The organism is Spirulina sp. CCNP1310 (assembly GCF_034932185.1).
Taxonomy (GTDB): Bacteria; Cyanobacteriota; Cyanobacteriia; order Cyanobacteriales; family Spirulinaceae; genus Spirulina.
The window spans coordinates 86,226-99,453 of record NZ_JAYGHW010000007.1 but is presented as its reverse complement, the minus strand read 5'-3'; the positions used below and the strand labels follow the sequence as shown (position 1 = coordinate 99,453).

At 52.9% G+C, this 13,228-nt stretch carries 15 protein-coding genes; 9 read left to right on the top strand and 6 right to left on the bottom strand.

Annotated features, from left to right (window positions below; translation table 11 throughout):
- Positions 1–147 precede the first annotated feature (147 nt).
- From VB712_RS03785 to VB712_RS03775, 3 genes are all read left to right on the top strand, one after another.
- The gene (locus tag VB712_RS03785) at positions 148–861 is read left to right on the top strand and encodes a hypothetical protein (protein WP_323252283.1); all 714 of its coding nucleotides are present in this window, start codon (positions 148–150) and stop codon (positions 859–861) included.
- 66 nt (positions 862–927) lie between these two features.
- Positions 928–1,347: a type II toxin-antitoxin system VapC family toxin gene (locus VB712_RS03780; RefSeq protein WP_323252281.1), complete on the top strand. Its 420-nt coding sequence runs from the start codon at positions 928–930 to the stop codon at positions 1,345–1,347.
- A gap of 144 nt (positions 1,348–1,491) precedes the next feature.
- A complete protein-coding gene (locus tag VB712_RS03775) occupies positions 1,492–1,773 on the top strand; it encodes a hypothetical protein (protein WP_323252279.1) in 282 nt (93 codons plus the stop codon).
- Between the two features lie 252 nt (positions 1,774–2,025).
- On the opposite strand, the gene VB712_RS03770 is transcribed toward VB712_RS03775, so the two are convergent.
- The 4 genes from VB712_RS03770 to VB712_RS03755 form a co-directional block, all read right to left on the bottom strand.
- On the bottom strand, positions 2,026–2,271 hold the full coding sequence (locus VB712_RS03770) for a type II toxin-antitoxin system Phd/YefM family antitoxin (RefSeq protein ID WP_323252277.1): 246 nt from the start codon (positions 2,269–2,271) through the stop codon (positions 2,026–2,028).
- A gap of 98 nt (positions 2,272–2,369) precedes the next feature.
- Positions 2,370–3,665, bottom strand: coding sequence for a lipid-A-disaccharide synthase (locus VB712_RS03765; RefSeq protein ID WP_323252275.1), 1,296 nt, complete (start codon positions 3,663–3,665; stop codon positions 2,370–2,372).
- A gap of 257 nt (positions 3,666–3,922) precedes the next feature.
- The gene (gene hemG / locus VB712_RS03760; protein WP_323252273.1) at positions 3,923–5,317 is read right to left on the bottom strand and encodes a protoporphyrinogen oxidase; all 1,395 of its coding nucleotides are present in this window, start codon (positions 5,315–5,317) and stop codon (positions 3,923–3,925) included.
- A gap of 42 nt (positions 5,318–5,359) precedes the next feature.
- Positions 5,360–5,581, bottom strand: a complete 222-nt coding sequence (locus VB712_RS03755; RefSeq protein WP_323252271.1) for a DUF2811 domain-containing protein — start codon at positions 5,579–5,581, stop codon at positions 5,360–5,362.
- 766 nt (positions 5,582–6,347) lie between these two features.
- Between VB712_RS03755 and VB712_RS03750 the strand changes: the two genes are divergently transcribed.
- Positions 6,348–6,977 carry a hypothetical protein gene (locus VB712_RS03750; protein ID WP_323252269.1) on the top strand — a complete coding sequence of 210 codons (630 nt, stop codon included), beginning with the start codon at positions 6,348–6,350 and terminating at the stop codon, positions 6,975–6,977.
- A 42-nt stretch (positions 6,978–7,019) separates the two neighbouring features.
- Positions 7,020–7,820 carry a nickel pincer cofactor biosynthesis protein LarB gene (larB, locus tag VB712_RS03745; RefSeq protein ID WP_416236244.1) on the top strand — a complete coding sequence of 267 codons (801 nt, stop codon included), beginning with the start codon at positions 7,020–7,022 and terminating at the stop codon, positions 7,818–7,820.
- A gap of 110 nt (positions 7,821–7,930) precedes the next feature.
- On the opposite strand, the gene VB712_RS03740 is transcribed toward larB, so the two are convergent.
- On the bottom strand, positions 7,931–9,658 hold the full coding sequence (locus VB712_RS03740) for an ATP-binding protein (protein ID WP_323252265.1): 1,728 nt from the start codon (positions 9,656–9,658) through the stop codon (positions 7,931–7,933).
- Positions 9,659–9,757: 99 nt separating this feature from the next.
- Positions 9,758–9,988, bottom strand: coding sequence for a type II toxin-antitoxin system CcdA family antitoxin (locus VB712_RS03735; protein WP_323252263.1), 231 nt, complete (start codon positions 9,986–9,988; stop codon positions 9,758–9,760).
- A gap of 124 nt (positions 9,989–10,112) precedes the next feature.
- Between VB712_RS03735 and VB712_RS03730 the strand changes: the two genes are divergently transcribed.
- The 4 genes from VB712_RS03730 (at position 10,113) to VB712_RS03715 (ending at position 13,128) form a co-directional block, all read left to right on the top strand.
- Complete coding sequence (locus VB712_RS03730; RefSeq protein ID WP_323252261.1) at positions 10,113–10,403, top strand: hypothetical protein; 291 nt, start codon at positions 10,113–10,115, stop codon at positions 10,401–10,403.
- Between the two features lie 260 nt (positions 10,404–10,663).
- Positions 10,664–12,103, top strand: a complete 1,440-nt coding sequence (gene glmM, locus VB712_RS03725) for a phosphoglucosamine mutase (protein WP_323252259.1) — start codon at positions 10,664–10,666, stop codon at positions 12,101–12,103.
- A 139-nt stretch (positions 12,104–12,242) separates the two neighbouring features.
- Positions 12,243–12,722: a Panacea domain-containing protein gene (locus VB712_RS03720; RefSeq protein ID WP_323252257.1), complete on the top strand. Its 480-nt coding sequence runs from the start codon at positions 12,243–12,245 to the stop codon at positions 12,720–12,722.
- Positions 12,697–13,128 carry a hypothetical protein gene (locus VB712_RS03715; RefSeq protein WP_323252255.1) on the top strand — a complete coding sequence of 144 codons (432 nt, stop codon included), beginning with the start codon at positions 12,697–12,699 and terminating at the stop codon, positions 13,126–13,128. Before VB712_RS03720 ends, VB712_RS03715 begins: the two co-directional genes overlap by 26 nt.
- The last annotated feature ends 100 nt before the right edge of the window (positions 13,129–13,228 follow it).

Here is a 13,228-nt window from a genome sequence, read left to right as displayed (position 1 = left end):
TTGCTGGAGTTCAGCCTGCGTTTGGGGAGTCATGGGTCAAAGGTGGTCAACAGTGTCTAAATTATGTAGGCTTTTGAGGAGGAATTGTAATGAGTATATTTACTCATCTCCTAATTGAGATGCACCCAGTTTCGGGTTGTTCAGGAGTTGTCCCAACTATTTCCCATTGCCGCCATTGGCTACGAGAAAGTTCGCGCCGACGTGGACTTAACCTCCGGTCGAAAGGGAGCAAAATCTGGGAAGGGTTTCTCCCCTGTGATGGTGGGGCAAGCCTACGCCATTGAGAAAATGGCGCAAATTGCCCCCGTCTACACTCGCTACGGGTGGCAGAAGGATGGCAATGGCACTGCTCAACTTCGCTCTTTCTTGGGATTGAAGAAGTCTCAGGATAAAGCAGAACAAATCCCCCAAACCCATGCCGTAGATGGTATCGCCCTAGCTTGTGGATACTTCATCGAGTATCGTCCCTTCCAACGGAAACGCAGTCACGGTTATCTTTGCTTTGGCCAGGTTAAGATTACATCTGCCCCATTTGTCGTGATTAAACGGCCACCCATCAGTCGCAGGCAACTGCACCTCATGGTTCCCCGTAAGCAGGGTCTACGCCGCAAATATGGGGGTACAGTGACCCGCCATGGATTCCGCAAGGGGGATCTGGTGCGGGCTGAGATGGCAGGTCGCGTCTCGGTGGGCTATGTGAGTGGCGATACGGCTCGGCAAGTTTCTGTTTCTGAGTTCAGTTGGAAGCGTATTGGTCAGTTCAGTGCTGCTAAGGTTGAGCTACTCTATCGCGCCACAGGTATTTTGGTCAGTTGCCCGCAGAGATTGTCAGTCAGTGGGGTATTTAACCCCGCTGCCTGACGCTTGTTTCCTCCCCCACCTGCGGTGCGAGGTGGGGGTTTCCACAAGGAGTTTTTGATGAAAATCATGCTCGATACCAACATCATTTCAGAACTCATTCAGCCCATGGGTTCTCAGATCATTCGCCAATGGTTAACCCGCCAAAACGGTGCATCACTGTACACAACCAGTATTACCCAAGCCGAAATTTTGTATGGCATTCAAATTCTCCCTGAAGGACAGCGACGACAAAAATTGCTCGATGGAGCATCGATTATCTTTGAGCATCACTTAACGGAGCGAATTTTAGCCTTCGATCAAAAATCCGCTGAACATTATTCCCGAATAGCAGCAAGCCGTAAACAAATCGGCCGCCCCATCTCACAATTTGATGCACAAATCGCAGCCATTTGCCAAGTTCATCAGTCAACATTAGCAACCCGCAATATCCGCGACTTCTTGGATTGTGGAATTGATGTAATTAATCCATGGGAAACAAACCACTAAACTGCTTCATTGACCCAGCCCATGAATTGCTCCAGCAACTCGCCTCAACCGAGGCCGTGGTATGGTCGCCCCAAACAGATAGCACATCAGTTCAGGCCCTGTCAGATCTTCTAGATAAAATGTGATCAGTCACCAAATACAACCATGCTAGACATAACCCTAAACTGGAAACCAGACCCCCAAACCTTGACCCAACTGGTACAGGTCGCCATCCAAGAACAGAAAAGTTTAGAAACTCTGCTCGATGAGGCCATCGCCCAGTATCTACAAGCAAATTTAACCCCTAACCCCCTTTCCCCATCCCCCACTCCCCCCGACCCCTTTCTCACAGGTCTCTATGACGGTAGTGCCGAACTTTCTACCCAAGCAGAAGCCATCCTCACCGCAGAAATTCAATCCGCTTCGGGTTTATCATGGAAAAAATAGGGGCGATCGCTGATACCGGATTTGTGGTTGCTTTGCTCAACCGTAAGGATCACCACCATAGTGCCGTTGCCACCATCTATCAACACCAGCCAACCATTGCCCTACCTCAACCTGCACTGACCGAAATTGCCTACCTACTGGGACGAGATGCAGGAATTCTTACCATAGTCCAATTTTTGCGATCGCTCGACAAAAGCCGCAGGCGATCGCTCTCTAGAAGTAACCGCGTTGCTAGATACATTAGAAATTACCCTAAAGAGGCATTGCGGTGCTGTTTTCTGACCATTCTAAAGCACGAAATAAACGCTTCGCATTTTCAGGCGATCGCAATAAATAAACACATTCTAATAAACTCTCTAGCTCATCTTCAGCAATTAACGCCACATTTTGCCCATTGCGACGCTTAATGACCATAATCTGACGCTCATCACACACTTGATCCAAAATAGTCGCTAAATTCGTTCTTGCCTGAGAATAAGTCGTTTCTTTGCTTAACATCAGGATTGCGAAAACTTGTACAACATCATTGTACAACAATTGGCTAATCGCCTGAACCTCATGGCCCGCGATCGCCCCTCAACCCCAGTAAATCCCGCTTAAACCCGATCAGAAGCAGCGCACCCATCGCCCCCCTCCGGCTCCACCAACCCCGCCACCAACCTCGCCGCCGCCCCCGGCTCCCCCCGCACCGCCCCCAACGCCGACCGCATCGCCGCCAACGCCGCCGGATCATTGAGGAGGGCATCGACCTCATTGGCTAAAAACTCCCCCGTAAGCGGGCCAACCCATTCCGGGACAATCTCCCGCCCCGCCCAAATATTCGGCCAAGCAAACAGCGGTTTTTTGCCCTGCTGTTCCCGCCGCCGGTATTGGCCATACACGAACTGGTTAAACCCTTTCAGGAGTAGTTTCCCCACCCCCGGCAACCGTGCCATTAATCCGGGTAAACCATCCCAAACCTCTATCCCCTCCAGATCATGGGTAGCAACCATCACCGCCATCGGGATTTGCATCGCAGCTAGTTCAGCAGTATTGGCTCCGGGGCTGGTTAGACAGAAACGACAGCGGCGCAGATCACCATGGGCGGGAAACCTGCGCCAAATTTCCAAGGTTTGGCCCGTAGCCGTGCGCAGATAGGGGTTGCCCTTGGGGGGTTCAATGAGCGTGACCGGGCTAACACCGAGTTTTTTCATGAGGGGATTAAAGGCGGGATCGGCAAATTGACAGAAACGGGCGAGATCCAGCGTCGGGGCGAGGGGAATCCCGATGCGTGTCTGGGGACGGTGTGGGGCGAGATGGTCGGCAAAGGCGATCGCCAAGGGTACACCTTGGGAAAGTTTCATTGCCTTTGACCCCGGCAAAAAGGCGATCCATTCGGTATCATCTGGTTCACCTTCCCCATCGGGCTGATCGCGCATTAAATCCCCCACCACATAGGCTTTATGGCGATAGGCAGCGGGGATTTTCTCTTGCACCCCGGCATTCATCACCGCAAACTGATCCACCCAACGGGGCCAACGGGCTTCCCATTCGGCATAAACGACGAGGCGATAACCGAGGCGTTGGGCGATCGCCACCGCAAAAAACTGATCCCCCCCCAAAAACAAAACAATGCCCGCCGGCCGCCAATCCCAACCTTCTACCGTCTTCCCCCAAAGGAGAAAGGGCCAAAAGGCTTCCGGCCCCTGGAGGCGATCGCACTCCCGATAACCCCGCACCACCTCAGCCTCATGGCCCGTCCCATGGGGACAGGGAGCCAACACCACAGAAATGCGCAACCGTTGCCGATCTTCCCCATACCGCTGCCGCAACTGCACCAATACCGGCCGCACCCAAGTCGTCACTTCGCCGGGGCCATTGGAGAGGATGAGAATATCTAAAGGTTGCGTCATCGGGATCCCCCCTGCCCCCCTTAAAAAGGGGGGTGATTTGTATTGCTTTTAACTCGATCTGTGGGAGGATCCCCCCTGCCCCCCTTAAAAAGGGGGGTGATTTGTATTGCTTTTAACTCGATCTGTGGGAGGATCCCCCCTGCCCCCCTTAAAAAGGGGGGTTCCAGAAAACCCCCTTATTAAGGGGGTCGGCGTAGCCGGGGGGATCCTCCGGGGCGAAAATTTTTTGTGCCTCCGGCAGGCTTACGCCAACGCCCCTATAAAACGGTTTCCACCCGCTCCGCTGCCGCCAAACCCCGACGAATACAATCCCCCAACGCCACCCCATCGGTGTAGTTGCTACAGAGGAAAAGGCCGGGGAATTGGTCGAGGTGGGTGGTGAGGTGGTGGAGGCGATCGCCATGACCCAACGTATATTGGGGGATCGCCTTGGGCCAAACCCGCACGGCTAAAACTTCTGGTTTAAATTCGGGCTTGACGAGCATTTTGCTCAGATCGGCGTGAACCTGCTGGGCGATCGCTTCGCGATCCATTTCCCCTACCGCCGGATCCGTGGCCCCACCAATAAAACTGGAAATCATCCGCCAACCCTGGGGGCAACGGCCAGGGAAGAGGGTGGAAGACCAGATCGTCCCCAGGGTGCGGATCCCCTGATGACGGGGGTTTAAATTGCCGAAACCTTGAAGGGGTCGCCGCCAAGCCTGATCGGGATAGGCCATCACCACACAGGCCACCGGGGGATAGGGAATCGCCTCTAAAACCTCCTGAGCCGTTCCCGTTAGGGGGGCGAGGAGGGGGGCGACGCGATGGGCGGGAATGGCCAGGACAAGACTGCGGGTTTCCACAGTTTCCGGGCCCGTGGGCGTGTCGAATTGGGCGCGGTAGCCATTGGGGAGGCGTTCAAGACCCGTTAGCGTCCATTGGCAACGGAGGCGATCGCCCAACCGTGCCGCGATCGCCTTGGGCAACATCTCCATCCCCTCCCGGAAAGATCCCAGTTCCCCCGGCTTGGTTTGGGGCAGGCTCGGATCGGGGGGAGTCGGTTGACTTTGACGACGGGTGGCGATCGCCCCCGCCACCAAGCCGCCGCCCTTCTCCTCTAACTCATAAATCCGCCGAAACGCCGCCGCCATACTCAAACCATGGACATCCCCGGCATAGACCCCCGACACAAAGGGCGCGATCAAACGTTCGGCCACTTCCGCCCCTAAATGGCGATGGATAAATTGCCAGATCGTTTCCTCACTCCCCGATTCCATCCCCCCCATCTTTGGCGGCACAAAGCCCAACGCCCCCAACAGCGCCCGCAACTTACCGCCAAAACTCAACAGGGGCGATCGCACCGCTGCCCCCGGACTCATCGGCACCGGCAACAGCCGCCCCTGCCAATAGACAAACCGGGGCAAACGGCGATCAGCCAAAACTAAATCATCCCCCAAACCCACCTCCACGGCGAGTTTTAAAAGGATGGGATTGGGTTGAAAACTATTGGGCCCCTCCTCCCAGAGGAAGCCATCCCGCTGTTTGCTGATCATTACGCCCCCAGGGCGATCATCCTGCTCGGTGATTAAAAACTGGCGATCGCGCTGTTGTAACCGATGGGCCGTGGCCAAGCCGCTCAGGCCTGCACCAACAATCAAACTTTCTAGCATGGTGGGAGGGGATGCAAAAACAGACCCTAGTTTACCACCGCTTTAGGTGTGAAACAGCGTTTCTAGGTAAGCTTTTGCTGCCGCCGGATCAGGGGTATCCGTCAGATGGGGGCGAGGGGAATGAGCGCCATGGAGCAAAAAGAAAGACAAGGCAGCCGTGAACACTTGATCTTGATCCCAACTGGGGTGTTGATCCAGATAGTGCCGAAGGGATTGGTGTAGATCTTCGGGGATTTCGGTCAGGATACTGATTTGAGTTGTCATGATGACCTCGTAAGCAAAAAAAACAAGTCAAACCGAGCCGCAGCGAACATCAGCAGATGTCGGCAGCCGAGGATGAGGAAGAATATCGAAGCAGGGGGCTACGCTAGCGCGGATAGGTACGCTCGACGAATCCCCCGATAACTTGCCTTTAATGGGGTTAAGGGGATGGCATCCCGTCGTCGTGCAGACGACAGCGGGACTAAAGTTCTGAATGACGACCCCTGGAAAACAATTTTAAAGGTTGGTGATGGGTAGCAATCCAGCCATGGTTCAATACAGACTCTAACTCTATTTCGCGGGAAAGGGGGGGATTTGTCAATGCTGAGAAATGTTAACAATGGCTTTAGAAAAACTCAAGGTTTACGCAAGAATAAGGCTTTGAGCCTGGTTTTTGTTACATAACTTCACTTAAACTCCGTATGCCCCCTTTTACAATCCTGATCCCCTCCCCTGTGAGGTTCCAACCAAAAAGTCGGTTTTAGCTTTTGTGATCTGTGGAAAATGATGAGATTTCTGGGGAAAACCTCCGGAAAAGCTGTGGAAACTGTGGGGATTCCCCTGGGGAAAAGTTTCCTGAAAAATAAGAATTACAAAGTTGATGGTTTGCCGTCTCTTCATCCCCCGTATCAATTTTGGGAACGGCGATCGCTTCTCCCCTGAACCCGGTTAGGCTGAAAGCGCTTCATCAAGAACATTCGTCAGTTATGGGGGCAACGGCCCCCTTCCTTCCTGGCGTAAGCAATCCGTTGTTTTTCCCTTAATACTCATGGTTAAACTCCGTCTCACCCTCCTGGGGCTAATTCCCGTCATCCTCGGCACAGTCCTGATTCCCCAAACCCAAGCCCAAACCCAAACCCAAACCATTCCCCTCGCCGCCATCGAGCAGCGGGTGCTCCGCTATGGCATCCGTGAGCAGGGCTTATCCCGCCCTCAGATCCGGGTCCGTTCGATCTCCGCTGAAACTTGGCCCGATGGCTGCTTAGGGGTTGCCAATCCCCTTGAACTCTGTATGGCGGTGTTAACAGAAGGCTGGCGCGTTGTGCTCACCGATGGGGAACAGGATTGGGGCTACCGTACCGATGCCCGGGCCCGCCAAATTCGCCCGGAGCCTGTGGCGGAGTTGGGGGGATTATCGGCGGCCACCGCTGCCCGCATTTTGGCCACCGCCCAAGCGGATTCTGGCCTGCCCCTGGCTGCGTTGGCGATTATCACAGCAGAACAACGGATCTGGGATGGCTGCCTGGGCATCTACCCCACCCCCAACACCCCCTGTACAAAAATTGTGATCGCCGGTTGGCGAGTGATTGTGGCCCATGGGGATCAATCCTGGATCTACCACAGCGATGAGACCGGCAGCGATGTGCGCCTCAATCCCTACGAACATCCAGAACCCTAGCCCCATCGGGTATGATCGGAAACTGTCGTTTCAGGATCAGCCATCGTGTCACCGGATAGTCTCCAAGCCCTGCTTGCTGCGGTTGCGGCGGGGGAAATCAGCCCCCAGCTTGCGGCGGAACAGTTCCAACGCCAAGCCCCCTATACCGCCGTGGGGAGTTTTGCCAAACTCGATGGCGATCGCCAACAGCGTACCGGCTTCCCTGAAGTGATCTGGGGGCAAGACAAAACCCCCGCCCAACTGATCGAAATTTTCCCCATTCTGGCCCAAAAAGCTGCCGTGGCCATGGCCACCCGCATCACCCTCCCTATCTTCAACGAAATCCAGCCTTACCTCCCCCAACTGCGCTACTACGAACCCGCCCGGATTTGCGCCCTAGGCACACCCCAACCCCAACCGATGGGTAAAATCACGCTCCTCACCGCTGGCACTGCTGATCTCCCCGTTGCGGAAGAAGCCGCCGTCACCGCTGAATTGATGGGGTTTAGGGTCGAGCGGCTTTGGGATGTGGGGGTAGCGGGAATTCAGCGGTTATTGCGCCATCAGGATTTGATTGCGGCGGCAGATGTATTGATCGTCGTCGCGGGGATGGAGGGAGCCTTGCCCAGTGTCGTGGGGGGATTAGCCGCCTGCCCCGTGATTGCCGTCCCCACCAGCATCGGCTACGGCGCAAGCTTTGGGGGCATTACGCCCCTGTTGGGAATGCTCAACTCCTGTGCGGCGGGCCTGGGGGTGGTCAATATTGATAACGGTTTTGGCGCAGCGATCCTCGCCGGGCAAATTTTGCGCACCGCTCACCGTCTCCATCGACGGTTAAATTCCGGTTCTGAGGGCGATCGGTAAAATCGGTAACAATACTTACGCTCATCACCAGCCTAAACTAACCCCTATACCCTCCGATTGCTTAGATCAAACCGCCCACCGATATTGATTGGGGCGGTTTTTTGTGGCCCTCAATCCCCTTCTGATTGTTTGCTGCGCAACATCAAGGGGATTTGCAGAATCGGGGCTGTAAACGTCACCGTTGACCCCAAGTTTTCCCCCAAACTGAAAAACTGAATTGTGCCTCCCATGGTTTCCACTAACCGCTGAGAAATGGCTAATCCTAGCCCCGTGCCGCCGTAGGAGCGAGTGCGGCCAATATCCACTTGGCTGAAATTTTTAAACAGCATATCCAGCTTATCGAGGGGAACGCCAATCCCGGTGTCTGCTACCCGCACCTTCACGAAGCCGGGAAACCGTTGGCCGTTAATTGTGACCATTTTTTTGATGATTTCGGCGCTGATCGTGATTCCCCCTTCATGGGTGAACTTGACGGCGTTGCCCACAAGATTAAGGAGGACTTGCAAGAGCCGTTGATAGTTGCCATAGAGGGCAATGGGTTCGCGGGAGGGGGGGAGTTGGATTTCAAAACTGAGCTTTTTCTGCTCTGCCATGGGCCGAGTTTTCTTTTCCACGTCCTCAAATAAATCTTCGAGGGAGACTTCCGTGAATTCCAACTCCATCCGCCCGGCTTCGATTTTGGCAATATCGAGGATGTCGTTGATCAGGTTCAACAGATGGAGGGCGGAACGGTGGGCCTCTTCGAGGAATTCCCGCTGCTCGGCGGGGTCGTCGGCTAAACCATCGAGGATCAGTTTCATGAACCCGATGATGCCGTTGAGGGGGGTGCGGAGTTCGTGGGAGGTGCTGGCGAGGAATTCGCTTTTGAGGCGGGAGGCTTCTTCGGCCCGCATTCCCGCTTCTTCTAAATCTTTATAAAGGGTGGCATGGGCGATCGCCGTCCCCACATGGGCCGCTAATTCCCGCGCTAGCTCAATTTCTGCATCACTCCAATGGCGGCGGCGATCGCACTGTTGCAAACAAATCAACGCATTGCGCTTATTTTGGTAAAACGTGGAAACGACAAGAACGGATTTTTCCTCAAAGGGGCTATCGGGGATGTAGTCAAAGGCGAGGGGTTCATCGGTGGCGATCGCCTGCTGTAAATAGGGGGTTTGATCAATGGGGAACCGCTCCCCCAACATCGAACGGTAATGGCTATCGCAATATTCCGACTCCACCCGCAACATCTGACTATCGGAATCGTAGGAAATAATCAGGCAACGGCTCACCCGCACCTCCTCCCCCAAACTATCCACCGTTTGCTGCCAAATGGTTTCGAGATCCAGCGTCAAGCGAATATTGCGAGCCAACTTCGTCAGCAGGTTTTGATAGGGATTGCGGCGAATATTGCGGGCAATTTGGGTAATTAAATCCTGATAATTATTGTGGGGCAATGCTCCCATGAGGCGATTCGTCCGCGTCAGTCCCGCCTGCTCCAACAGCCGCCCCAACACCAACACCTCCACCACTCGCCCCTCATGCTTGAGAATCGGGCTAATGGCCAACTCCACCGGAAAAGTTTCATCTTGGAAGGAAAACAAACAATGGTAATTTTCCGGAACGCGACGCTCCATCACCCGATGGATCGTTTCCAGATAGCTTTCCTGGGCCACCGGCTGAAAGAGATGATGCTCGCTACAGGCGTGGGTGATGATCGCCGGAGCTTGCTTGGCCTTATTGGGAGGACGTTGCCAATAAAATGAGGAGTATTGGCCAGAACTATCTTGGGTGAATGCCAGTTCAGCACCTAAACTTTGCCAGCAATTTGGGGGTTGAGGTGCAGAAGCAGCGTCCATGATACGCGATTACAGGTCATGCAGTGTTTATTTCAGTCTCTTCTATAGTAGTCTGCCATGAAAATAACCGTCCATGCAGGCTGGACGGTTTTTAATCACTTAATCGTTCCATTCACCACGGGGGGGAACGGGGGGATTACGTCTAAACGTGCGCGATAGCTCATCATCTTGCTCTCGCTCACCCCGTAACCATTGTTTAATCGCGGTTTCGATAATACGACTGGGGTCGCTACTGAGATGGTGGAGTTGATCAACAAGGTCAGAATCCAATTGGATCGAGACTTCGATTTTTTCCGCCAGGCGTGGCGAAGGGGTGATGGAGTCGCTCATAACTTTAAATAATGTCGTTATCTACCATTGTACAAAAATTCTGAGGGCCCCTCTGGACAATTTAGGTAGCAAATTGTTGCGATCGCAACAGTAAAATATGATGATCTACCCTTTTGAACCCCGTATGTCCATTCTAAATCCTTTGGAAGTCTACACCCAGGCTCATCCTGAAGAAGTATTAGTCGTTACGGCCCAGGTTCAAGGTGAGCGGGAAATTGTGCTTATTTTCCGAGGCTTCTCCAGTTCCCTCACCCGTCCCACCGCCTTCGACCCGGATATCCCCATCCTCGACGACACCGCCACCATTGAAACCATCGATCGCATCGCCAGCCCCTACAATACCGATAACCCTCAATATATTGAGCGGGGTCTGACCCTGGAGCAAATGCAGGTGTTGATGGGGGGTAGGGGATAGGGGATGGGGGATAGGGGACGGGCAACGGGCAACGGGAAATCCTCGTCGGGAATCTGGTTGTGGCGTTGATCCGCTTGGAGGCGTTGGCGTAAGCCTGCCGGAGGCACAAAGATTTTTCGCCCCTACCCTCCCCACTTCCCACTTCCTACTCCCCTTTTCCGTGCATCTCCCCCAGCAATAAGATAAAGTTCTGGAAATAGAGGCTGATGGATGAATGTAGCAACATCAGCATTTTGGTGTGAGTGAGGAAAAATTTAATTATGGTATCATCACCGATTCGACCCCAAGCCTGTGCTGCGCCCAGTCATCCCGGTATTGGCCGGCTAGCGCAGTTGGGGCTTTTGCCAACAACTCCCTTGTTCGGCACTGATGGCATTCGCGGTAAGGCGGGGGAATTGCTCAATGCGTCTTTGGCGTTAGAAGTGGGTTATTGGGCCGGCCAAATTTTACAGGATCAGCCTGTACCCCTTGGCCCTGTGATTATTGGTCAAGATTCCCGCAATTCCAGTGATATGCTCGCTACGGCCTTGGCTTCGGGCCTCACCTCTGCGGGTCTAGAAGTGTGGAATGTGGGCCTATGCCCCACCCCTTGTGTTTCCTATCTCACCCGCCAAACCCATGCCCTAGGAGGGGTGATGATTTCCGCCAGCCATAATCCCCCGGAGGATAATGGCATTAAGTTTTTTAGTCACAATGGCACAAAGTTAGGCAAACCAGCAGCGGCTCGTATTGAGGCGGGGTTACGAGGCCAGGGAGAACCCACCTTAGGCGGTTTGGCTTGGGGGAAACATCAACATACCGTGACATTAATCCGCGACTATGCGGATTCGTTACAGCGATCGCTCCCCACCGCTGATTTCACTGGCTTAAAAATTGTCTTAGATCTGGCTTGGGGGGCGGCGGTGCAGTTAGCCCCGGAACTGTTCCGGCTCTTGGGGGCAGAGGTGATTGCTCTCCATGATGCCGCCGATGGCGATCGCATTAACGTTAACTGTGGCTCCACCCATTTACAACGCCTCCAAGCCGCCGTTCAAGAATACGGCGCAGATTTGGGTTTTGCCTTCGATGGTGATGCGGATCGGGTGATGGCCATCGATAATCAAAGCCGTGTGATCGATGGGGATTACATCCTCTACCTTTGGGGTCAGCAACTCATGGCCCAAAATCAACTCCCCGACAATCTCCTGATCGGCACGGTGATGGCCAATTTAGGGTTTGAGCGGGCTTGGCAGGCCCAAGGGGGCCAATTCCACCGTACCGATGTGGGGGATCAGCACGTCCAAGCAGCAATGTTTGAATTGGGGGCCGCCCTTGGGGGTGAGCAATCGGGCCATATCCTTTGCCACCACCACAGTTTTTCCGGTGATGGTTTACAAACGGCGTTACACCTCACCGCTTTAGTCAAAACAGCGGGGGTTTCCCTGGCCCAATTGCGGGATCACAGCTTCCAAACCTATCCCCAATTACTGCAAAATGTTCGCGTCGAAAGCCGGGAACGTCGTCAACATTGGCGCGATTGCGAGGCGGTGCAGCGGGTGATTGCCCAAGCGGAGGCGGATTTAGGCGATCGCGGTCGCATTTTGGTGCGAGCTTCGGGAACAGAGCCGTTAATCCGCGTCATGGTGGAAGCCGCCGAAGCCGATGCCGTGGAGCATTGGACGCAGGTGCTCAGTCGCGCCGTCACCGAGCATCTCGCCTAAGAAGGTCAAGCTCGTGCTACAGAAATGCTGTAGCACGAGCTTGAACCGCTCAACGATGAGGGAGGGAAACTACCTATAGCTTCTCTAGGAAAAATCGTCTAAACTAATGGTATCGATATATTGTTTTTTGTAGGGCGTTGTGAGTAAGGAGGTGAGTCTATTGTTGTCTTGCATTGACATAGCACAGTATTTTATTTGGGTCGCAAATGAAACTGGCTCCTTTATTAGTAACTTAAAGCTTCAGAAGCTTGTTTACTATGCTCAAGCTTGGCATATTGCAATCCACGACAGTCCTCTCTTTGAAGAGGATTTCGAGGCATGGGTACATGGCCCAGTGATTCCCTCTCTATATCGACAATATAAATCTTTTGGATGGCAGCCTATCTCTGAAGATGTGATGCCTCAGCTTCCTCAAAATATTCGTCAATTTCTTGATGAAGTTGTCCAAGAATATTTTGATTGTGACGGCTATGAACTAGAACAGATGACTCATCTTGAAGATCCTTGGAATCGAGCTAGAGAAGATTTAGCACCAGACGAACCATCTAACCAAGTGATTAAGAAAGAGTGGATGAAGGAGTTTTACGGAGAACGTGTCGAAGAAAATCAAAAAGACTGAAGTCTTAAAGAAAAACTCATCAGGAATTCAATCAACGAAGCTGAAGCAACAAGGCATCAGCTTTTCATTTAAATACTATCAAGACCGTCATGAAAAGTTCTCCTGTAATCACAAATTAGTGAATTATTGGTTAACTCTCATTGACCGTCTCAAGGCCTTATCGGCTCTCTCTACTCAAGAACTACTGGTGAATCGTAGTAGCTCCCTTAGATTTCATCCAATTAAATGGGAAGACACTAGTGAAAATGGCTTTGGATTGAAAGATGAGGAGCAATTAGTTGATACTCCTTATCAGTTTTCTCTCTCTTCAAATGAGCATGGTAGAATTCATGGGTTTCTCATTAATGAAGTTTTCTATATTGTTTGGTTAGATCCCGATCATCAGCTTTATCCTAAAAAAGGTTAGGAGATACAAGAGTGTAAGAATTAAAATGCAAATGCAAATGCAAATGCAAATGCAAATGCAATCACTCATTAAATGGGTTATCACTGCCAATCTAGTCAAC

What these genes read in the sequence shown, in the direction of transcription:
- VB712_RS03780 (WP_323252281.1), top strand. Translation starts at nt 928, where the DNA reads ATGCTCGATACCAACATCATTTCAGAACTCATTCAGCCCATGGGTTCT.
- VB712_RS03775 (WP_323252279.1), top strand. Translation starts at nt 1,492, where the DNA reads ATGCTAGACATAACCCTAAACTGGAAACCAGACCCCCAAACCTTGACC.
- VB712_RS03770 (WP_323252277.1), bottom strand. Translation starts at nt 2,271, where the DNA reads ATGTTAAGCAAAGAAACGACTTATTCTCAGGCAAGAACGAATTTAGCG.
- VB712_RS03765 (WP_323252275.1), bottom strand. Translation starts at nt 3,665, where the DNA reads ATGACGCAACCTTTAGATATTCTCATCCTCTCCAATGGCCCCGGCGAA.
- hemG (WP_323252273.1), bottom strand. Translation starts at nt 5,317, where the DNA reads ATGCTAGAAAGTTTGATTGTTGGTGCAGGCCTGAGCGGCTTGGCCACG.
- VB712_RS03755 (WP_323252271.1), bottom strand. Translation starts at nt 5,581, where the DNA reads ATGACAACTCAAATCAGTATCCTGACCGAAATCCCCGAAGATCTACAC.
- VB712_RS03750 (WP_323252269.1), top strand. Translation starts at nt 6,348, where the DNA reads ATGGTTAAACTCCGTCTCACCCTCCTGGGGCTAATTCCCGTCATCCTC.
- VB712_RS03740 (WP_323252265.1), bottom strand. Translation starts at nt 9,658, where the DNA reads ATGGACGCTGCTTCTGCACCTCAACCCCCAAATTGCTGGCAAAGTTTA.
- VB712_RS03735 (WP_323252263.1), bottom strand. Translation starts at nt 9,988, where the DNA reads ATGAGCGACTCCATCACCCCTTCGCCACGCCTGGCGGAAAAAATCGAA.
- VB712_RS03730 (WP_323252261.1), top strand. Translation starts at nt 10,113, where the DNA reads ATGTCCATTCTAAATCCTTTGGAAGTCTACACCCAGGCTCATCCTGAA.
- glmM (WP_323252259.1), top strand. Translation starts at nt 10,664, where the DNA reads ATGGTATCATCACCGATTCGACCCCAAGCCTGTGCTGCGCCCAGTCAT.